17 protein-coding genes are annotated in these 20,630 nt (G+C 69.5%); 6 read left to right on the top strand and 11 right to left on the bottom strand.

Annotation, left to right across the window (positions count from 1 at the left end):
- Window positions 1–68 precede the first annotated feature (68 nt).
- Window positions 69–2,366, top strand: coding sequence for an ATP-binding protein (locus ACFQ9K_RS39220; RefSeq protein WP_378984327.1), 2,298 nt, complete (start codon window positions 69–71; stop codon window positions 2,364–2,366).
- A gap of 5 nt (window positions 2,367–2,371) precedes the next feature.
- Here ACFQ9K_RS39220 and ACFQ9K_RS39225 read toward each other — a convergent pair whose 3' ends face one another.
- The 4 genes from ACFQ9K_RS39225 to ACFQ9K_RS39240 form a co-directional block, all read right to left on the bottom strand.
- Window positions 2,372–2,896, bottom strand: coding sequence for a DinB family protein (locus ACFQ9K_RS39225; RefSeq protein WP_378721834.1), 525 nt, complete (start codon window positions 2,894–2,896; stop codon window positions 2,372–2,374).
- Between the two features lie 55 nt (window positions 2,897–2,951).
- Window positions 2,952–3,575, bottom strand: coding sequence for a maleylpyruvate isomerase family mycothiol-dependent enzyme (locus tag ACFQ9K_RS39230; protein WP_378721833.1), 624 nt, complete (start codon window positions 3,573–3,575; stop codon window positions 2,952–2,954).
- Window positions 3,576–4,192: 617 nt separating this feature from the next.
- Window positions 4,193–4,861, bottom strand: coding sequence for a maleylpyruvate isomerase family mycothiol-dependent enzyme (locus tag ACFQ9K_RS39235; RefSeq protein ID WP_378721832.1), 669 nt, complete (start codon window positions 4,859–4,861; stop codon window positions 4,193–4,195).
- A 201-nt stretch (window positions 4,862–5,062) separates the two neighbouring features.
- Window positions 5,063–6,787 carry an amidohydrolase family protein gene (locus ACFQ9K_RS39240; protein ID WP_378721831.1) on the bottom strand — a complete coding sequence of 575 codons (1,725 nt, stop codon included), beginning with the start codon at window positions 6,785–6,787 and terminating at the stop codon, window positions 5,063–5,065.
- Between the two features lie 198 nt (window positions 6,788–6,985).
- Here ACFQ9K_RS39240 and ACFQ9K_RS39245 point away from each other — a divergent pair, with 198 nt between their 5' ends.
- Window positions 6,986–7,711, top strand: coding sequence for a GH25 family lysozyme (locus tag ACFQ9K_RS39245; RefSeq protein WP_378721830.1), 726 nt, complete (start codon window positions 6,986–6,988; stop codon window positions 7,709–7,711).
- 19 nt (window positions 7,712–7,730) lie between these two features.
- Here ACFQ9K_RS39245 and xylB read toward each other — a convergent pair whose 3' ends face one another.
- The gene (gene xylB / locus ACFQ9K_RS39250; protein ID WP_378721829.1) at window positions 7,731–9,209 is read right to left on the bottom strand and encodes a xylulokinase; all 1,479 of its coding nucleotides are present in this window, start codon (window positions 9,207–9,209) and stop codon (window positions 7,731–7,733) included.
- A gap of 78 nt (window positions 9,210–9,287) precedes the next feature.
- Between xylB and ACFQ9K_RS39255 the strand changes: the two genes are divergently transcribed.
- On the top strand, window positions 9,288–9,809 hold the full coding sequence (locus ACFQ9K_RS39255; RefSeq protein ID WP_378721828.1) for a hypothetical protein: 522 nt from the start codon (window positions 9,288–9,290) through the stop codon (window positions 9,807–9,809).
- Here the strand turns inward: ACFQ9K_RS39255 and ACFQ9K_RS39260 are convergent.
- From ACFQ9K_RS39260 to ACFQ9K_RS39275, 4 genes are read right to left on the bottom strand one after another with little or no spacing between them, the layout of a single operon-like run.
- A complete protein-coding gene (locus tag ACFQ9K_RS39260; RefSeq protein WP_378721827.1) occupies window positions 9,801–10,805 on the bottom strand; it encodes a glycoside hydrolase family 172 protein in 1,005 nt (334 codons plus the stop codon). The genes ACFQ9K_RS39255 and ACFQ9K_RS39260 overlap by 9 nt on opposite strands.
- Window positions 10,806–10,824: 19 nt before the next feature.
- Window positions 10,825–11,292: a thioredoxin family protein gene (locus ACFQ9K_RS39265; RefSeq protein WP_378721826.1), complete on the bottom strand. Its 468-nt coding sequence runs from the start codon at window positions 11,290–11,292 to the stop codon at window positions 10,825–10,827.
- A 58-nt stretch (window positions 11,293–11,350) separates the two neighbouring features.
- On the bottom strand, window positions 11,351–12,838 hold the full coding sequence (locus ACFQ9K_RS39270; protein WP_378721825.1) for an FGGY-family carbohydrate kinase: 1,488 nt from the start codon (window positions 12,836–12,838) through the stop codon (window positions 11,351–11,353).
- The gene (locus ACFQ9K_RS39275) at window positions 12,835–14,247 is read right to left on the bottom strand and encodes an L-fucose/L-arabinose isomerase family protein (protein WP_378721824.1); all 1,413 of its coding nucleotides are present in this window, start codon (window positions 14,245–14,247) and stop codon (window positions 12,835–12,837) included. The genes ACFQ9K_RS39270 and ACFQ9K_RS39275 overlap by 4 nt, the downstream gene beginning before the upstream one ends.
- 135 nt (window positions 14,248–14,382) lie before the next feature.
- Between ACFQ9K_RS39275 and ACFQ9K_RS39280 the strand changes: the two genes are divergently transcribed.
- Together ACFQ9K_RS39280 and ACFQ9K_RS39285 are read left to right on the top strand one after the other, a co-directional pair.
- Window positions 14,383–15,348 carry a carbohydrate kinase family protein gene (locus ACFQ9K_RS39280; protein WP_378721823.1) on the top strand — a complete coding sequence of 322 codons (966 nt, stop codon included), beginning with the start codon at window positions 14,383–14,385 and terminating at the stop codon, window positions 15,346–15,348.
- Between the two features lie 44 nt (window positions 15,349–15,392).
- On the top strand, window positions 15,393–17,552 hold the full coding sequence (locus ACFQ9K_RS39285) for an HAD-IIB family hydrolase (protein WP_378721822.1): 2,160 nt from the start codon (window positions 15,393–15,395) through the stop codon (window positions 17,550–17,552).
- A gap of 5 nt (window positions 17,553–17,557) precedes the next feature.
- On the opposite strand, the gene ACFQ9K_RS39290 is transcribed toward ACFQ9K_RS39285, so the two are convergent.
- Complete coding sequence (locus tag ACFQ9K_RS39290; protein ID WP_378721821.1) at window positions 17,558–18,445, bottom strand: glycosyl hydrolase family 32; 888 nt, start codon at window positions 18,443–18,445, stop codon at window positions 17,558–17,560.
- A 71-nt stretch (window positions 18,446–18,516) separates the two neighbouring features.
- Window positions 18,517–19,695, bottom strand: coding sequence for an MFS transporter (locus tag ACFQ9K_RS39295; RefSeq protein ID WP_378721820.1), 1,179 nt, complete (start codon window positions 19,693–19,695; stop codon window positions 18,517–18,519).
- A gap of 170 nt (window positions 19,696–19,865) precedes the next feature.
- Between ACFQ9K_RS39295 and ACFQ9K_RS39300 the strand changes: the two genes are divergently transcribed.
- Entirely contained in the window at window positions 19,866–20,627 is a 762-nt protein-coding gene (locus ACFQ9K_RS39300) for a tyrosine-protein phosphatase (RefSeq protein ID WP_378721818.1), read from the top strand.
- Window positions 20,628–20,630: the final 3 nt, after the last annotated feature.

Consider the following 20,630-nt stretch of genomic DNA (forward strand, 5'->3'; position numbering starts at 1 on the left):
CGCTGATCCGCCGGGCGTCTTCGGGCAAAACGCCCGGCGGCGCGCCCGTCCGTGCGAAGGTAATCGGCGTGGCGCGGTACGTGACAGGAAACCTCCCCGCCGAAGTGACCAGCTTCGTCGGGCGGGGCAGCGAAGTCGCCGCCGCCAGGAAACTGCTGGCCGGCACCCGCCTGCTCACCCTGACCGGGCCGGGCGGCGTGGGTAAGACCCGGCTGGCCAGGCGGGTGGGCGAGGCGGTGCGGCGGGCCTTTCCCGACGGCGTGTGGCTGGTCGAGGTGGCCCACGTCAACGACGGGGCACTGGTGGCGTTGACCGTCGCGCAGGCGCTCGGCCTGCGCGACGACACCAGCCTCCCGCTGGCCGGCCTCACCGATTACCTCGGCGGCAAACACCTGCTGCTGGTTCTGGACAACTGCGAGCACCTGATCGGCGCCTGCGCCGAGCTCGTCGACCGGCTGATCGCCAGCACCCCGGATATTCGGGTGCTGGCGACCAGCCGTGAGCCGCTCGGCGTGGTGGGGGAGCTGGTGCTGCCGGTCGCGCCGCTGCCGGTGCCCGACATGGACGAGGATTCCGGCGCAGCCGACGCGACGGACAATCCGGCGCTGCGGCTGCTGATCGACCGCGCGACCGCGGCGAATCCCGAATTCCGGGTCACCCCGGCGAATCTCGGCGCGCTCGCGGCGATTTGCAGTCGGCTGGAGGGCATTCCGCTGGCCCTGGAATTGGCGGCGCTGCGCCTGCGGGCGTTCACCCCGGACCAGGTGCTGGAGCGCCTCGACGACACCATGCGCCTGCTCACCACCGGCCTGCGCACCGCGCCGGAACGGCAGCAGACGCTGGAGGCGGCCATCCGCTGGAGTTACGACCTCTGCACCCCCGGCGAGCAGCTCCTCTGGGAGCAACTCGCGGTGTTCGCGGGCGGTTTCGACCTGATCGCCGCCGAGGCGGTGTGCCTGCTGGAGCCGCCCGGAGCGCTGGTGGACGCGCTCACCGGGCTGGTCGACAAGTCGGTGCTGAGTCATCGGCAAGACGGCGACGGCACCGGCCGCTACACCATGCTCGAGCCACTGCGGCAGTTCGCGCTGGCGCGGCTGGCGGCCCACGGTGACGAGTACGCGCTGCGGACCCGGCACCGCGACCACTACTACCGGGTCGCGCGGCGCGGGCGCGTCGAGTACTGGGGCGACGCGGATGTCGTCTGGTTCCGCGATGTCACGCGGGAACACGCGAATATGCGTGCGGCGCTGCACTTCGCGCTCGCCGACCCGGACGGCGTGCACCGGGGGTTACAGATCGCCAGCGAGCTGCGGCCGTTCTGGGAGCACTACCGGTTCTTCCTGGAGGGCTACCGGTGGCTGACGGACGCGCTCGGCAAGGACCTCGCGCGCACCGTCGACCGGGCGCGGGCGCTGGCCGCCGCGTCGGTCATCGCAGGCATGCTGTCGGACACCGCGTCGGCGTATGCCTATTTGTCCGAATGCGTGGCGATAGCAACGGAATTGGCCGCCGAGCAGGTGCTGGTCGAGGCGCAGTTGCTGGCCTCGGTGCTGGCGTTCGCCGACGCCGATCCGGTGCGGGCGCTCGAGATCGCCGAGGACGCCGCGGTGCGGGCGCGGGCGTGCGGGCATCACGGCACGGAAATGGAATGTCTCGCGTTCGGGTATGTGTGCGCGATGGTGCTGGAGGATGAGCGGGCCGGCCCGTTGGCCGAGCAGTTCCTGGCCAAGACCGCCGAGCATGGTTCGCATCTGCTCGGCGGGCTCGCGTGGTGGGCGGTCGGGACGAATCAGTGGCGAAACGGCAACGGGGACAGAGCGGTCGAGGATCTGCGTCGCGCGGTCGAACTGCTGCGGTTGTTCGATCGCTGCGTCTGGACGGCGTCCGCGTTCGACGGGCTCGCCTGGGCGGCGGCCGCGAGCGGTGACCAGCGCAGGGCGGCCCGCCTGATGGGTGCGGCGACGACGGTGCGGCGCGGCAGCACCCAGCGTCTCGCGCACGCCATGACCGATGCGGTCGGCGAGAAGGTCCGGCTACGGGTGCACGACGCGATGGGGGACAGGGAGTTCGGCGCGGCATTCGACAGCGGCGCCGCGCTCACCCTGGACGAGGCGGTGGGCTACGCGCTCGGGGTCGAACCGGCCGCCCCGCTACCGGCGCCGAAAGCCGTTGCGGACGAACAGCTCACCCGCAGAGAGAAGGACGTGGCCCGACTGGTCGCGGCCGGCTACAGCAACAAGCGGATCGCCGCCGAACTGGTCATCTCGATCCGGACCGCGGAGAGCCACGTGGACCATATCCTCACCAAGCTGGGCTTCGAATCGCGCGCGCAGGTCGCGGCCTGGGTGAGTCGGCACGCGCTCTGAGCCGGTCAGTCGCCGGTCGTGCCGTCGATGCGTTCGCGCAGGAGGTCGGCGTGCCCGTTGTGCCGGGCGTACTCCTCGATCATGTGCAGATAGACCCAGCGCAGGTTGTACACCAGGTGCGGCCGCCGGGGATGCGGGAAGGTGTGGTCGAGCGGCAGGTCGGCGACCGCGGCGTCGGCGAGTTCGATCTCCTGCCGGTAGAGCGCGAGATCGGTTGCGGGGTCGGCCTGTTCGGTGTCGTCGAAGTCGCCGTCCGGATTGTCGGTGCGGCAATAGATGTAGTCCAGGTCCATGCCCGCGGCGGCCAGGCGGAACCAGCCGCGCTCGACCTCGGACAGGTGCCGGACCAGGCCGTGCAGCGTCATCGCCGACGGTGCGACGGACCGCTCGGCGAGCTGCTTCGCGTCGAGGCCTGCGCACTTCTGCAACAGGGTGTCGCGGTGAAAGTCGAGCCAGGCCTGCAACATCGGCCGCTCGTCGGCGATCAGCGGCGGCTTGCTTCGGGTGCGCTCGGGCGCGGTCCAGGTCACGCCGGGGACTGTAACCCGGCGGGGTCGCCGCGGGCTCGTGATTTATCCCTTGGCGTCAGGGGGTGAACCGGGCCGCCTTCTCGCCGTGCAACCGGCCGACGGGTAGGGTCCGGCCGCACAGCACCAGCAGCAGGTCCTGCGCGGCGCCGGACACGACCTCGCCGGACCCATAATTCCATTCCAGGTCATCGGCGCGCAGCTGGATTCCTTTGAGATCAACTCCGAAGAATTTGACGCTTTTGGGGTTGATCGCGTCCAGTACCAGGCGCAATCGGTCCTCGGGCACCTTGCGGTCCAGGCCGAGCGCGACGGTGATGTCCAGACCGTGGATGACATCGTGACTGAGCGCACCCTCGAATCCGCCGCCCGGCGGCTTCCACGGGTGGGCGACGTTGTCCCACAACCACTTCAGCAGGTCCTCCGCGGACAGCTCCGCGGCGTCGTGCCTGGCGGTCCGATCCGACATCCGATGGAAACTGCCCGCCGCCCGCACCATCTCGAACGCGAACCGCGCCCCCGACAGCCGGTACGGCATGGTCATGTGCGCGACGACCTCGCGCACCCGCCACCCCTTGCACAGGGTCGGCGCGTCCCAGCTCTCCGCGTCGAGCCCGGCCAGCAACTCGGCAAGGTCGGTCCGCTCATCCGTGATCGCCTTGCGCACCTCGGTATCCGTCATAGTCTCTCCTCGCCCGAGATCATTCCCCGCCACGCGGCGAGACGCCATACGACGAGGGAAATTCGTGATCCCGCAACAGGATCGAGGGTCGGTAGTTGGGCCCGGTCGCCGGGGACCGGAGGGGATCTGCATGCGGTGCACCGCACACTGCGGGAGAGCGCGCCTGTGCACCGTGTCGCACTTCCCGACGGCACGGAGGTGCGGTTGGTGACTACAAGGTTTTCGCCCTCCCGCCGGTGTTCGAGGCGTTATGTCCGACCTGATCGCGTCGCGTGACGCGGGTGACGTGCTGACCGAGAACGAGCTTTCCGCACTGGCCTTTCTCATTTTCTGGGTGGGCTATGAAAATGCATCGCATCCGCCGATCGGGATCCATTGTTCGTGCTCGACCCCGATACCCTCGATTCGTCGAGACCGGGCCACCGGCACCTCGCCCTCGGCCACGGCATTCACTATCGCCTTGGCGCACCATTGGCCCGGCTGGAAACGCGCATCGCCATCGGCAGCCTGCTGCCCGCTTTCTGCGCATCGCAGTTGGCCGTACCGCACGACGAAATCCGCCGGCGGTGGTCATTCCGGGAACGCGGCCTGCATGCCTTGCCGTTGCTCCTTGGCGATCAGGCCGGGCTCGGCAGGTGTTTGCGGTGGCGTCCGTGCTGGCCGGACCAGGTGAACCGCTGGGCGTTGTCGCCGTGCAGCGTCCCGTCCGGCAGTGTGCGGCCGCACAGCACGAGCAGTAGATGCTGGGCGTCGCCGGAGAGGACTTCGCCGGTGCCGTAACTCCAGTCGAGGTCTTCGGCGCATAGCCGGATGCCTTTGAGGTCGACTCCGAAGAACCTGACGCTCTTGGGATTTACCGCGTCGAGCACGAAACGCAGCCGATCCTCGGGCACCCTGCGCTCGAGTCCGAGCGGGACCGTGATGTCCAGTCCGTGGATGATGTCGTGACTCAACGCGCCCACGAAGCCGTAACCCGGCGGGTGCCACGGGTGAGCGACGTTGTCCCACAGCGACTTCAGCAGATCCTCGGCGGTGAACCTGGCCGCGTCCCAGTGGGCGGCATGGTTGGCCAGCCGATTGAAACCACCGCCCGCCCGGAGCAGTTCGAGCACGAAGCGCGGCTCGGACAGGCGGAACGGCAGGGTGATGTGCGCGACGACCTCGCGGACCCGCCAGCCCCGGCACAGCGTCGGCGCATCCCAGCTGCCGGCGTCGAGGCCGGTCAGGATTTCGGCGAGTTCCGTCCGTTCCGCCGTGATCGCGGCGCGCACCTCGGTATCGATCATTGTTTCTCCTCGCCGCGACCATTTCTTCGCGTCCATCGGATATCGCCGGGCCGTGAATTCTTTCGGCCGGGCGGGACGCCGTCGCGTAATTGATCGGGATTCGTCGGGTATATCCCCTTTCGGCGATGTTATGCCGGAAAGCGGTCAAAACGCCGGAGTGTGGGAACTCGGCGTTTCAAACCGGCGTGTCGCGTCGGCGAACTAAGCGGGTTTCAGGAAAGTGCCTGCGTGCAGGGTGGTGCCGAAGCCGGGGGCGAAGGCGCCGTATTCATAAACGACGTGTCCGCCGACAATGGTGGCGGCCACGGCGCGATCATTGCGATTGACCATCCGATTCAGCCCGGCGATACCGGGGAATGGCGTTTCGGCGTAGGCGGCGCTCGATCCGTCGAACCCGGCCGGGTCGATGACGGCGATATCGGCGCGGGCGCCCTCGTGCAGGCGGCCTGCGTCGAGGCCGTACCAGTCGGCCAGCTCACCGGTCAGCCGGTGCACCGCCGCCTCGATCGGCATGAAGCGGCGCTGGTGCGTGCGCTCGAGCATGCGCAGGCCGAAGTTGTAGAAGGCCATATTGCGCAGGTGCGCACCGGAATCGGCGAAGCCGACCTGCACGTTGGGGGAGCGTTGCAGCCGGTCGAGCACGTCGTCGCGATCGTTGGCGATGACCGTGCGCCAGCGCAGCCGCGCGCCGTGCGCGACGGCGAGGTCGAGCAGCGCGTCGGCGGGATGGATGCCGCGCTCGTCGGCCACCTGGCCGAACGACTTGCCGACCACGCCGGCCTCGGGGCAAGACACGATCTGGGCGTCGTAGAGGTCCCGATGCCACACCCGCGGACCGTACTTCTTCGCGAGATCCTTACGGAACTGCCTGCGGTAGGACTCGTCGGCCAGCAACTCGCCGCGCTTCATCACGTCGCGGATGTTCAGCGCCGCGACGCCGGAGCCGAACTCCTCGAACACCACCAGATCGACGCCGTCGGCATACACCTCGAACGGCACCGGCAGGTGCTGCCACCGGAACGCCGCCCCGCCAACGATATTCGCGATCCACGCCGCGCCGATCGCCGCGCGCGCGGTCGTGCGATCGGCCTTCACGTCCATGCCCGCGATCAGGGTGGTCTTGAGCGGCTTGCGGAATCGTCCGGCACTCTGCGCGAAGTAGCGCGCGATCTCCAGGCGTGCGGTGAGATTCGGCGTGCTCTGATGGATCCGATCGCGCTGCCGCAGAATCTTGTTCAGTGCCGCGTACTCACCCCAGCCGGCATAGGTCGACGGCAGCTGCCTGGTCGGGAAGCGCACCCCCTCCAGCTTCGAGAACGAGCTGCGGATGGTGGACAGGCCGAGGAAGCCGGCATCGAGCGCGTCGGTCAGCATCTGCCGCATGCGATTCAGCTCGTCGCCGGTCGGCCGCACCCGCGGGTCCACCGCGCGGCCGAGCCCCATCACCGCGACCCGAATGTCCGAATGGCCGAGCAGCGCGGCCACATTCGCGCCGAGCGGACGCGCGGCGAGCGACTGGGCGTAGGCGCGCGGCCCGTCCCAGTCCCGGTGTTCCTTGACCGCCGCGTGCACCGCGTCCCAGGGCAGCGCCTCGACCCTGGCGAACATGTCCGCGCAGTCGTCGGCCTCGGCGTACACGGTGGACAGCGAGCAGTTCCCGATCACCACCGAGGTGACGCCGTGCCGCACCGACTCGCCGAGCCCGGGGCTGCCGAGCACCTCGGCGTCGTAGTGGGTGTGCACGTCGAGCATGCCCGGAATCACCCACTTGCCGGTCGCGTCGATGGTCCGCGCGCCGTCCGGCAGCGGCTCGGCGCTGATCGTGACGACCTTGCCGTCCCGGATGCCGACGTCCGCGGCGCGCGGCGGCGAACCCGCGCCGTCGAATACCGATCCGCCGCGAAGTACCACGTCGTACCGCGTCATCTGCGCCTCCATGCCCTCCGGTATCTGATACCACCGGTAATGAGTACATGGTCGCACGGGTGGTTGCCCGAGGTCATCCGATGGGCGCGAATGCGCCGATCCATCCAGGCCGCCCGCAGAAACGAATACGACAACGGTGGGTCGCTCGGTTCACCTCGTCGCCGCGGCGGCGGAAACCACGGAGAACGGGGAGCACGCATGCGGGTCGGGTCCGCTCGGATCAGTACGCTGGCCGCCTTTTGTGTCGTGGCGCTGGTCGGTCTGTCGCCGTCGAGTGCGGCGCGGGCGGACAGCGTCATCAAGGGAATCGACGTTCAGTCCGGCGGGGTCAACTTCGCCGCCGCGAAGAAGGCGGGGGCCGCCTTCGCCTACCTGAAAGCGACCGAGGGGCGCGACCAGGTCAACGTGCCGTTCAACGAGCTGCTCAACGGCGCGACCAAGGCCGGTCTGTTCCACGGCGCCTATCACGTTGCCGCGCCCGACGTGAGCAACGGCATGGATCAAGCCAATCACTTCGTCGACCACGGCGGCGGTGGCTCGACCGCCGCCGACCAGCGCACGATGCCCGGCGCCCTCGTCTTGCGGGACAGTGCCACGCCGGACAAGTGCTATGGCCTCGACGCCACGGCGATGGTCAGTTGGCTGGGCATGTTCGACAACACGTATGTCAACCGATCGAAGGGCCCGCACCCGGTGATCGCGACGACCGCGGAATGGTGGAAGGCCTGCACGGGCGATTCCCGCGCCTTCGGTGCGAACCCGCTGTGGCTGCTGCACTCCGCCGAATCGGCCGAGGAGCTGCCCGCGAGCTGGCGGGCTTACGCCCTCGTGCAGTACGAGGTCTCCGGAGCCAAGCAGGGTAAGGACAAGTTCAACGGGAGCGAAGACACGTTGAAGAATTTCGTCCTGCCACAGCAGGATTGAGCGGGCTCCGGATGGTCGCTCACGTTCTGCGCTCGTGACTGCGTCGCCGCCGTCCCCGCGGCACGGGGGTGGGCGCACTGGACTTGCCGTACAGATCTCCTTGCACCCGTTGATATTCCGCCCGGATGCGGTTGCCGATCGCGGGCGCGTCCGGTGCGGGTATCTCGGCGACCGTGCGCGCGGACCAGCTCGGCGGCTCCGCCGCACCGCTGAGCGTCCAGGCGGCCTGCCGGGCCGCGCCGAGCGCCACGTACTCGTTCGGCTGCGGAACCGTCACGGGCACACCGAAGATCTGCGCGGCGATCTCCGCGACCAGCGGGGAACGGGCGGCCCCGCCGATCAACAGGATTCGCCGCACTCCGGTACCGCGCGAGCGCAGATGATCGAGCGCCTCGGCCATATTGCACAGCATCCCCTCGTAGGCGGCGCGCGCGATGTGGCCGGGGCGCATGGTCTCCGGACGCAGACCGTGCAGGCTGCCGGTGGCGTGCGGCAGGTTCGGTGTCCGTTCGCCGGAGAGGTAGGGGAGTAGGACGAGTCCGTCGGCCCCCGGCGGAGCTTGCGCGGCAAGCGTTTCGAGCGTGGGCAGATCCACGCCGAGCAGGTCGGCGGCGTATTCGAGCACGCGCGCGGCATTGAGCGTGCAGACCAGCGGAAGGAATGCCCCGGTCGCATCGGCGAATCCGGCGACCGCCCCGCTGGCGTCGGCACTGGGCGTCGCGGACCGGGCGAAGACGGTCCCGCTCGTGCCGAGCGATACCACCACATCGCCCTCCCCGAGCCCGAGACCCAGTGCGGCACCGGCATTGTCACCGGTCCCCGCTGCGACGAGCACCCCGCCCGGCGTGCGCCCGGCGGCCTCCGCCGGCGCGAGCACCCTCGGCAACTCGGGGGTTCGTCCGCGAAATCCGAGCGCGAGCAGGTCTTTGCGATATTCGCAATCGGCGGGCGACCAGTACCCGGTGCCCGAGGCGTCGCCGCGATCGGTCGTCGGTTCGAGCGCGGGATCCGCCGGTCCACCGCCCCGCAGCCGCCAGGTCAGGTAGTCGTGTGGCAACAGCACCCGCGCGGCGCGGTCGGCCTGCTCAGGCTCATGATCGGCGAGCCAGCGCAACTTGGTCACGGTGAACGCCGCGAGCGGAACACTGCCCACCGCCTCGGCCCAGGCCTGCGCCCCGCCGAGCTCGAGGATCAGCTGATCGGCGGCCGCGGCCGACCGGACGTCGTTCCACAGCAACGCATCGCGTACCGGATTCCCGCCGGCATCGATCGCGACCATCCCGTGCTGCTGGCCGGCCACCGCGATCGCGTCCACCTGCTCGAGCAACCCGCCGCCCGCCGCGCACAACGCGTCCCACCACGCCTGCGGCGCCACCTCGGTGCCGTTCGGATGCGCTGCCTGCGCCTGGTGCAGGATTTCGCCGGTGTCCGCGTCGCAGACCACCACTTTGCAGGACTGAGTGGAGCTGTCCACTCCGGCCACCGTTGCCGCACACATACGCTCCACCTTGCACCCGAACCGTGCCCGCACGACGCATTTCGGGTATTCGATGCGCGGATCGGGCAGACTGGCTCGGTGACCGACGATCCGGACAGACCTGCCGACGCGCAGGTCCGGACCGGTGCCGGGACCCCGGTACCGGAGCTGACCGACGAGCTGCTCACCGAAATGCTGGACGAGCCGCCCGATCCGGACTGCCCGTTCATCGTGATCAACCGCGGCGAGCACGCCTATATCCAGACCCGCCTGCTCCCGGACGGCGTCTACGAGATCGAGCACCGCGCCGACGGCTCCGCCGAGCAGTTCCAGGTGTACACCCCCGACGCCCGCCTGGTGCGCGACGTCATGTGGGCGTGGCTGGACGAAGACCCGTGGTGGCGCGACGCCGTCGCCTGGTACCGGGTCGACCCGGCCGTCGCGGAGGTGCAGTCCGTGCTGCGCGACTTCGACGATCTGCTGGGCGGCGACGATCTGCTGGGCGGCCTGGACGTGCTCGACGACATCCAGGCCTCGATGGACGACGCGCTGGCCCGAGCCGACGAACTGCTCGCCATGGATGCCGGGGAACTGGAGGCCGAGCCCGGCGAATCACCGTGACGGCACGGCCCGGTAGTACCACGCGGTGCTGGCGATATCCGAATTCTCCAGCGGCAGATATGCGTCCCCCTGCCAGCCCAGGGCCTGCACGGTGACCCGCAGTTCGCGGTCGAAGCAGATGGGGTCGCGCTTGTGCCAGCGGTACATGCCGAATTGCTGGTACGGCTGGTAGATCTGGTCCGGCGGCATCACCTGGACCAGCCCGACGTACGGCGCGGAGTACCTGCGGTAGGTGCCGTCGATGTCGAAATTCCAAGCGCCGCCGAAGTAGTCCTCGGTGCCGGTGCCGCACAGGGTGGGGAAGTCGGTGTCGCCGTCGAGGAAGAACTTGAATTCGCCCTCACCCCACCAGCCGGGGGCGTTGGGCCGCATCGCGAGGTAGGTGCCGACGTAGCGCCCCGGTCCGGGGACCGGGTCCAGCACGGTGTGAATGGCGGGGTGGCCCAGCGGGTTTCGGCGCGACCACTGGGTGTGCAGGTAGCCGGCGGCGGCCTGCACGTCTTCCTCGGTGTAGGTGACCTGGTAGTACACCGGAACCGTACGGCCGGAGTGATTTTCCAGGGTGATCCGGGCGTGCTCGCGAAAGGGCATGGGCCAGTAGCTGTTCAGGCCGCCGGCCGGCGCGACCACCACCATCTCCGATTCGACCAGGGCGAGTTCTTCCCAGCCGTTGCAGAAGAAGTAGCCGAGCGGCAGGTCGATCGCGGGTTCCGGCGCGTGGTCCCAGGTCATCCGCAACGTGATGTCGCGCAGCGCGCCGCGATCGGTGGTCAGCCAGATATGGCGGACCACGCCGGGGCCGCACATATCGGCCAGGGTGGCGGTTTCACCGTCGTCGAGCAGGATCGACGGTGATACCTTCCAGCCGACCCCGAGGAACCTGGCCGCGTGCGCGCCGGTTCCGGTGATCGCGCGACCGCCCTGACCGGGAGCGCCCGTCGGGTTCTCGGCGCTGATCGACCGCGTCCGCGTGTTGTCCAGCTGCCATAGTTCCATCGGGCGCCTCCAGGGTTGGTTACAGGCCGGGCCAGCCATATCTGCTCGGAATCGGCGCGAGCCCCGCCATCCGCGAGGTCCCGCCCGGCACGGCCGGGGTGACCGCGCCGTAGGGATCGGCCTGGACGCCGTGCTGTTCGGCGAATTCCCGGCGGATCTTCTCCATATCCAGCCATTTGATGTTCTGGACGAGTTCTTCGAGCGATTCGGAATCGATATAGCCCGCCTCGTTGTACACGAGCAGGCCCTCGCGATAAGCCATCAGCGTCGGATACGCGGTGACCTCCGCCGCGTTCTTCATCGCTTCTTCCGCCACGGCATCGACGGTGCCGTGCACGACGTCGGGGTGCCGCTCCGCCGACGACTCGTACACCGGGGCGAATCGGGTACACCAGCCGCACCAGTCGGCCCACCAGTCGACGAGCACGATGGGGTGGCGGGTGATGACGGATTCGAAATTCGCCGGGGTCAGGGGGAGAGTGGGCATGAGATCCTCGTATTGATTCCGACAGAGCAACCCTGCATCCTCGCACGACGGGCGAGGTTCAGGACAACACCCCCTTGCGGTGTTGTTCGCTCGCGAGGAAATGGGTGATAGCGGTACTGCATTCGTACAGTTCGCGGTAGCGCTGGTAGTACGCGTCGTATTCTTCGGTGCGTTCAGGATAGGGCTCGACGGTTGTGACGACCGGATTCCAGTTCGCGGCGTCGACCCCCGCGGCCTCGGCGGCGAGGAGCGCGTCGCCGAGGCAGGCGCCGATCGTCTCGGCGGGCAGTTGCTGGGGCAGGCCGGTGACATCGGAGACGATCTGGGTCCACAGCCCGCCCTTGGTGCCGCCGCCGACCGCGACCAGCCGTCCGGCCTGTCCGCCCGCCTCGGTCATCGCGGCGAGGTTGTGCCGCACGCCGTAGGCGATGCCCTCCAGGACCGCCCGATACAGTTCGGCGCGGCCGTGCCCGAGGGTCAGGCCCGCGACGATGCCCCTGGCGTCCGGATCGAACAGCGGCGTGCGCTCGCCGGCGAAGTAGGGCAGCACCAGCAGTCCGCGCCCGCCGACCGGCACCTGCGCGGCCGCGGTGACGAGCTCGGTGAACTCGCCGCCGACCAGGTTGCGCAGCCAGTCGGTCACCGCGCCCGAGGTGGCCATGCCCGCGGCGAGAGTGTATGTGCCGGGCCAGGTTCCACAGGTGCCCCAGAGGCCGGGGTGCGGGCGCGGGTCGGTCAGCACCTGCACCAGGAACATGGTGGTGCCGTACATGACCATCGCGTCGCCCGGCGCGCGCACGCCGACGCTGGCGGCCTCGGCCCACGCGTCGATGGTGCCGGTGGTGACCGGAAGTCCAACGGGCAGGCCGGTAATCGCCGCCGCCTCGGCGCTGATCCGCCCGACGATCTCGGTCGGCCAGGCGAGTTCGGGCAGCGGTAAGCCCGGCGCGACGAGTTCGGCCCAGTCCGTTGCCCATTCGCGGTGGCGCAGGTCGTACATCGGAACGCACTGGCTGGCGGATTGATGGTCGAGCACGTAGCGGCCGGTGAGCCGATGCACCAGAAAGGAACTCGCCATCAGCAGCATGCGGGTTCCGGCGGCGACCTCGGGTTCGTGGCGGGCCAGCCAGCGCAGCTTCGGCCCGACCGCCTGACTGGTCAGCGGCGACCCGGCGCGTTCGAGCACCGCCTGCCCGCCGAATTCGGTATCGAGCTCGGCGATTTCGGCCGTCGCCCTGGTGTCGACGCCGTACAGGATGGCGGGTCGCAGCGGCCTGCCGGTCGCGTCGGCGGGGAGCAGGCAGGGGCCGATGCCGGAGACGGCGAGTCCGTCCAGGGGGACGCCGCCTGCGGCGTCGACGAGGTCGCGGACGATCGCGACGAAGTCGGCCCACCACACCTGCTCCGCGTCGTGCTCCACCCATCCCGGCCGCGGCGTCGAAACGCCGTGCGCGCGTTCGGATCTGGCCAGGACAGTGCCGTGCTCGTCGGTGAGTACCCCCTTCGAGCTGGCGGTACCGATGTCGACGCCGAGGAACCTCGTCACCGGACGAACTCGTCGAGGGCGACGCCGAGCAGCGCGCACGCCGCCCGCACGGCGGCCCGGTGATCGCCGGGCACCGCGTGAATGTGGTTGGCGCCGAAGCGGGACAGGAAATCCTCGGCGCTGGCGTCCAGCCGGGCGAACGCGTGCGGCCACTCCCAGGTGGACTGCTTCATCAGCGCTTCGTTGGTCTGCTCGTCGTAGGTCTCGAAGTCGCCGAGCATCAACTGCATGCGGTAGTCGCCGTCTTTGCGGGTGAGCCGGGCCAGCGTCATGCCGCCGGGCGCGGCGAGATGGTGCACCGAGGCGCCGCCGGCCGGGAAGAAGAACACCTCGGGATACAGATGCACCTTGGCGAGGTTCTCCGCCGGGTCCGCGCTGCGGGCGGCGAACCACGTCGCGTGCTGACCCGAATTGCACAGATCCCAGATGTCGCGATCGGCGTGATAGTGCCGCACGTCGGCGAAAAGCACCGGGGTACCGGCGATCTGCTTGAGCAACTGCATGGTGAGCGCGCCGTCCATGTCCGCCTCGGTGGCGCACACATGGGTCTGCTTCGGCCCGTTCCAGTCGTACGGATCGTTGAGGAACGCCTCGGTGATGTCCATCGTGGCGAAGTACTGGGTGAGTTCGGGTTGGCCCTTGATGCCCGAGAAGTCCAGGCGCCATTCGGCGATCAGTTCACGCACCGCCAGATACGAACGGATCTGGCGCTCGAGAATCTCCGGGGTCAGCTTCGCGCCGTCGTAATGCACGCCCGCGGCATGGGTTTCGAGCCATTCACGGGCCGCCTTCGCCTCGCTCGCGTCGGCCAGTTCGGCCCGCCGGACGATCTCCCACTGGTCGATTTCCTCGACGTCGATGCCGAAGATCCGTTGCCACTGATCGGTATTGGCGACCGCGGTGTTCATGCCCATCGGCCGTCCGCCGAAGCGTCCGAATGTGCTGCCGCGCAGGCTCGCCACCGCCGCGGCCGCGCTCGCCTGCACGCCGATCGCCTCGATGAGCGCGGGATCGGCCGGGTCACCCCAGAGCCGGGTGTGGGTGCGCCCGATCTGGTCGAGCGCGCCGCCCGCGGCCAGCATGCCGACCATGCCGGGCTGCACCGGGTCGATATTCGACAGCAGCAGCAGCGGACCGGGGGTCGCGCCCGCGGCGAGCATGGTGAAATGCGGGAACGCCCACACCGCGTAGTGGAAAACGGTCAGATCCACCTCGGCGGCGGCGACGCCCCTGGCCACCGCACTCGCCAGCGCGTTGTCGCTGATGGTCGCTTCGCCACGCACCACCTCATGCCCGGCCTGGATCAGCGCGGCGACCAGGTGGTCCTCCGTCGAGCTGATGAAGTCCGCGATGCCCGCGTGCACATAATCGCGACCGTCGGACATGCTGATTACACCGATACGAGCCATGCCGGTCCCTCCGCGCAGAGTGGTCGGATAGACGGTTTGCTTCAAGAAATACCAGGCAGAACAAAACAATTGGGCGGATTGGGCAAATCGCGCGTGCGGCCGGGGCGCGGACGTGCGTTTTGCTAGGGTCGCCCGATGGGAACGGACCCGGCCGGGTGGGTCGATGCCGCGACCTCGTCCGGCAGTCGGCGCGGCGTGCTCGTGGTCGGCGCCTATTACGCCGATCTCGTTTTTCACGGATTGTCCAGGCCGGTGCGGCCGGGCACCGAGGTGTTCGCCCGCGGCTTCGAGCTGCTGCCCGGCGGGGCGTTCACGCCGGCGATGGCGATGCGCAGGCTGGGGCACGACGTGGTGTGGTCGACGGACTTCGGCACCGATCTGTTCAGCGCGCAGGTGCTGGCGGCGGCGCGGGCGGAGGGGCTCGACGACAGCGGGTTTCGCTTGCACGCGGTGCCGGTACGCAGCGTGACCGCGGCGTTGTCCTCGCCCGCGGACCGGGCGATGGTGAGCTATCAGGATCCGGTCGTAGAGAGTCCGCTCGCGCTGGTCTTGCGCGAATACCCTGCGCGAGCGGTGATCCTGCCGCTGCTGCGGCACGGCGAGGACGTGCTCGCCGCACTCGAGGTCGCGCATGAGCTCGGTACGCACGTTTTCCTGGACTGCCAGGACGTTCCGTGCACGCTCGAAACGCCGACGGTGCGCGAGATACTCGGCCGGGTGCACACTTTCGCGCCGAATGCCGATGAGGCGTTGCGCTTGACCGGCGCTGTGTCGCTCGACGCGGCGATAGACATCCTTGCGGGCCTGGTGGATACGCTCGTCGTCAAGCGCGGCAGCGCGGGCGCCGTCGCGGTGCGCGACGGACTGCGGTGCGAGATCGGTTCGGTCCCGGTCGACGTCGTCGACACCACCGCCGCGGGCGACTGCTTCGACGCCGGCTTTCTGCACGCGCACCTCGCCGGGCAGTCGCTGCCGGACTGCCTCGCCACCGCGGTCGCCTGCGGCGCGGCGGCCACGACGGCCCTCGGCTCCAGTGCCGCACCGGACTTGACCGCACTGCCACGGTGGCTTGCCCGCGTGCCCCGCCCCCGCACCTGGTGAAGTTCCCGCCGCCGCGGTGATGTGTTCCTGCTATCGTTGCGTAGATGGCAACCGGCGAGGGTTCCAAATCTGTTGAGCCGGAAGCCAGTTCATCCGGCAATCGATGCTGCGGCGTCCCGGCGGGCACCGTCGGCGGCGGAATGGTCCTGGTCACCGATCTGGACGGTACGCTGCTGGGCGGCACCGACGCCGATCGGCTTCGACTGCGTAACGCGCTGGACCGCCACCCCGAGGTGACGGTGGTCTTCGCGACCGGCCGCGGCCTCGACTCGGTCCGCGAGGTGCTGCGCGATCCACTTGTGCCGCAACCACGGTGGATCATCGCCGATGTCGGTGCCAGCGTCGTCGACGGAGCCGATCTGACCCCGGTCGCCGCGCTGCAGGCGCGCCTGCGCGCCGGGTGGCCCGGCGCGGCCGTCGTGCGCGCTGCCCTGCAGCGCTTTCCGGCGTTGACCTATCAGCAGGGCGTGGCCCAGGACGGCCGCTGCTCGTTCCTGCTGCCGCCCGCGGACCTGACCCGGGAACTGCTCGACGCCGTTGTGGCGCTGGGCTGCTCGTGGCAGTACTCGGCGAACACCTACTTCGACGTGCTGCCCGCGCACGCGGACAAGGGCCACGCACTCGTCGCGCTCGCCGAAGACCGCGGCTGGTCGCTGGACCGGGTGCTGGTCGCCGGCGATTCGGGCAACGACCGGTCGATGTTCGGCCGCGGCGCGCACGGGGTCATCGTGGGCAATGCCGAAAGTGTGCTGACGGCAACGGTTCCGCCCGCGCAGGCGGCCCATCGACCGGACCTGCCCGGAGCGGCGGGCATTCTCGCGGCCCTGCGGGAACTCGGGTGGGTCGAGCCCGACTATCCGCTGGTCGTCGGATACCACCGCGCTCCGGTCACGTGGACATCGGACGGCTGGCAGGCCCCGTCGAGCCCCAACGGCATCCTGCCGACCCTGAACCGCGTGTTCACCGGTGATCTCCGGGCGGTGTGGGCGGCCGGCGTGGTCATCGAACCCCACGATCGCGCACGGCTCGACGATCACGACACCGGCCTTCCGCTCGCCTTCCTGCCGCTGACCTCGGCGGAGTGGAGCGCCTACTGCCATCGTGCCTGCAAGGAGGCGCTGTGGCCGGTCCTGATGTCGCAACCGCACCGATTACGCTTCGATCCCGCCGCCTGGACCGCGTACCGGGAGGTCAACACCCGCTTCGCCGACCATATCGCCCGCCGCGCGGCGCCGGGCGCCACGGTCTGGCTGCACGACTACAACCTGTGGCTCGTCCCGGGCCGGCTGCGCGAGACCCGCCCCGACCTGCGGGTGGGCCTGTTTCACCACACCCCGTTTCCCGAGCCGGACGTCTTCGCCGCCCTGCCGCCGGCCGCCGAGATCCGCGCCGCGCTCGGCGCGCTGGACTGGGCCGGTTTCCATACCGAGGTCTTCGCCGACCGCTTCCTCGGCTCCCTGACCGAGCTCGCGCGTCCGCCCGCGGTCGGCGTTCATCCGCTGGGCATCGACCGGGCGGCGATCGAGGAGCTGGCCCGCTCGCGCCCGCCTGAGCGGGGGAAACCCGCTGGACCCGTGGTGCTTTCGGTCGAACGCCTCGATTACATCAAGGCCCCCGTGCAAAAGGTGGACGCGGTAGCGGATCTCCTGGTCCGTCACCCCGAACTGCGTGGCGCACTGCGCTTCCGGTTCGTCTGCCCGCCGCCGGAGCCGGGCATCACGGCGTACGACGACACCCGGCGGGTGCTCGAACGCCGCATCGACGAGGTCAACCGCGCCTGGGCGGCCGGCGACTGGCGGCCCATCGAATACTTCCCGCAGGTCCTGAGCTTCCCCGAGGTCGTCGACCACTACCTGGCCGCCGACGTGTTCTGGGTGACCTCGCTCCAGGACGGCATGAACCTGACCGCCAAGGAGTTCATCGCCGCCCAGGCCGCGGTGCACGGTCGCGGTGTGCTGGTCCTGTCCCGGCACACCGGTGTCGCCGGACAACTGGCGCCCGCGGCGTTGCTCACCGAGCCGAATTCACCCACCGACCTGGTCGAAACCCTTTACCGCGCACTACGACTCCCGCCCGCGCAACGCGCACAGCGACTGTCCTGCCTGAGCGACCTGCTCGGCCACCACCATCCCGCCGAGTGGGCCGCCGGGATCATCGCGGCCATCCAGGCCGCCCGGTCCCGGTCGTCCGGCCGGGCGGCGTGAATCCGCTACCGCGGTCCGGCTTTCCCGCAACCGGGGTCGTGGGCGGGCGGGAAGGTGAGCGTCGCGAGGTACACCCCGCCCTGCCCCCACCCGGCGCTGGAGATCCACCAGCCGACGTCGTCGTGCACCACTTCGGCCGCGTGCGAGGCGATATGACCGGCCGTGTCGCCGATTCGGAAGCAGAACGGGGTGTCGCTGCCGAACACGTCGGTGCCGACATAGTCCGGCCGCGGTCCGATGAACAGATACCACCGGCCGTCCTGCTGAACGACGAACGGAGACTCGGTGTTTCCCGCCTCGGTGCCCACGGTCGGATCGGTGTAGGCGATGCGCCGGTCGCCCCAGTGCACGAGATCCGGGCTGGTGCGGTAGGCGACCACATGGTTCCCGCCCGTGGGTTCGCTTGTCGCGCAGTAGTACATCACCCACTGTTCGCCGACCCGGGCCACCATCGGGTCGCGCGCGTCGTAGCCGTCGCGGAACAGCGGCCCGGAACAGTGGCGCTCCCAGGTGAACAGGTCCGTCGAGGTCGCCAGATTGATCTGCGCCGCGGTCCGATCCGCGCCGCCACCGGCATAGAACATGTAGTACCTGCCGTTCGCCGCGACCACGTGCGGCGCCCACAGGTGCGTCTCCCCGTATTCCGGGTCGACCTCGAGCGCCGGTGGCTGCTTGGTCCACGGCCCGAGCAGCTGGTCCGCCGTCGCATGCGCGAACTCGACCTCTTCGAACGGATTCGCGGGCTCCGGATGGGTGATCCCGAACAGATGCCACCGCCCGTCCGCGTCCCGGACGATCGTGTGATCGTTGATATACCAGGGCTCGGCCTCCCCGGCGCCGGGATCGTAGATACGCCCGAAGGCGCCCGCACGGACCACATCGCGCATCGGCATACGTCTCATCATCCTCGCTCGACGGCCGATCACCCGTACCGATGCGGTTCGGGTATCGCATTGTGGCCGGTTCAGTCCCGTGGTCGTAGCGCGCCGGACCCGGCGGCGGCCAGCAGGACGAACAACACCGGAACCCCGAGTCCCACAGCGAGACCGTGGTTTTGCGCGACGAAGCCGATCAGCACGGGGCCGGTGAAGAAGCCCAGATAGCCGACGAAGGACACGTTCGCGATCGCCTGCGCCGGGTGCACGCCGGGCACGCCGCCGCTCGCGGCGAAGGCCAGGGGCAGGGTGAACGAGATGCCGAAACCGAACACCGCCACACCGAACAACGCCGGAACCATGCCCCCGCTGAGCAACGCGGCACCGAGGCCGAGCCCGGCCGCGAGCGTGCCGATCAGGAACGGCCGCACCGGACCGAACCACGCGACGAGCCGGTCGCCGATCAGCCGCCCGGCGAACATCGACCCGGCGAACAGGGCGAACCCCAGCGCCGCGACCGAGGTGCTGGCATGCGTCTCGTCGCGCAGGTAGACGGCGGTCCAATCGTTGGCCGCGCCCTCGGCCATCGCCACGCAGAACGCGAGCAGACCGAGCACGATCAACCGGACCGGCCAGCGCCGCGCTCGGCCGCGCGGGTGCGCCTCGCCCCGTGCCATCCGGTCGGTGGCTGACGGCAGCATCCCGCGCGCGCCGAGCACGGCCGCCACCACGACCAGGGCGCTGACGCCGACGAAGTGGGCCGTGAGCGCCACGTGCGCCCGCTCGACCGCCGCACCGACCACCGAACCGCCGATCATGCCCAGGCTGAAGCAGGCGTGGATACCGGACAGCAGCGGTCGTCCACTGGCCTGCTCCACCGCGACGCCGTGCGCGTTCATCGCGACGTCCACGACGCTGTTGATCACCGCGAAAACGAACACCGCGGCGGTCAGCGCGGCCAGATTGCCGCCGGCCGGCAGGCCGGGCAGGCAGAGCGCGAACAGCGGCACCGCCACCCGCAGGGTCGCGCGACTGCCGAATCGCAGGGTGACCAGCTTGCCGAGTTGCAGCCCGAGCACCGCGCCGAGGTTCATGCCCGCGAATGCCGTTGCCAGCCCGGCCTCGTCGAGGCCGAGCTGATCCTTGATGGTCGGGGTGCGGGAGACCCAGGTCGCGAACAGCGCCCCGCTGAGGAAGAAGGTCAACCGGACCGACCACAGCGCCGACCGCACGTCGGTGGTGGATGGGCCCGAGGTCAGCATCGGCACTCTGCTCGCTCCTTTCGCCGTATCCCGGGTCGGGACCGGGACACGAATCAGCCAGCGAAACACGAAAACGAGAGCCCGGCAACACGTTTACGCCATACGCGTGATCGTCGCGGCCTAAACTGATCGGACAGGTTCGGCGAGCGTCGATCCGGACCCGGCAGAGAGTTGCCATGTATACCGATCTCAACCCGCGCCGGTGGGTGGAGTTCGCGGAGATCGACAATGTGCGCGATCTCGGTGGCCTACCCGTGAGTGACGGCGGCACAACCCGTTTCGGGGTCGTCTATCGCTCCAGCACGCCGCAACAGGTGTCCGAAGGCGATCTGGCGCGGCTGCTCGGTCCGGTCGGCCTGCGGACCCTGGTGGATCTGCGGACGCCAGCGGAAGCGGCGCAGGAGGGATACGGACGGCTCGCGGAAAGCGCTGTGCGACTGGTCAATCTGCCCGTGTGCAAGGCGGCGAGCGCGGCCATGCCCAGTGACCTCGTGCCGGACGCGCATCAGCTCGACCAGTGCGAGCTGTATCGCGAACTCCTCTCCGGCAGCGGCGAATCCATGGTCACCGCGGTCCGGCTCATCGCCGACACCGGCCGCCATTCGGTCTTCTTCCATTGCGCCGCAGGCAAAGACCGCACCGGAATCCTCGCCGCCGTCCTGCTCGACGCCATCGGTGTCCGCGCCGAAGCGATCGTCGCGGACTACCTGCTCACCGCCGACCGCATCGTCCGGATTCGCGCCCGGCTCGCCACCATGGCGTCCTATCAGGGGCTCCCGCCGCTGTCCCGGACCGGCATCTTCGCCGTCGACCCGGCGCCCATGCGCCGCTTCGTGGCCGGCTTGCGCGCCGAACACGGCGGCGCCGCCAACTGGCTGCGCGCGAACGGCCTGACCGCAGGCGAACTCGGCGACCTACGCCGCGTGATGATCCAATAGCCG

Origin of the sequence: Nocardia sp. NPDC056564 (genome assembly GCF_042793755.1) — a bacterium.
Classification (GTDB): domain Bacteria; phylum Actinomycetota; class Actinomycetes; order Mycobacteriales; family Mycobacteriaceae; genus Nocardia.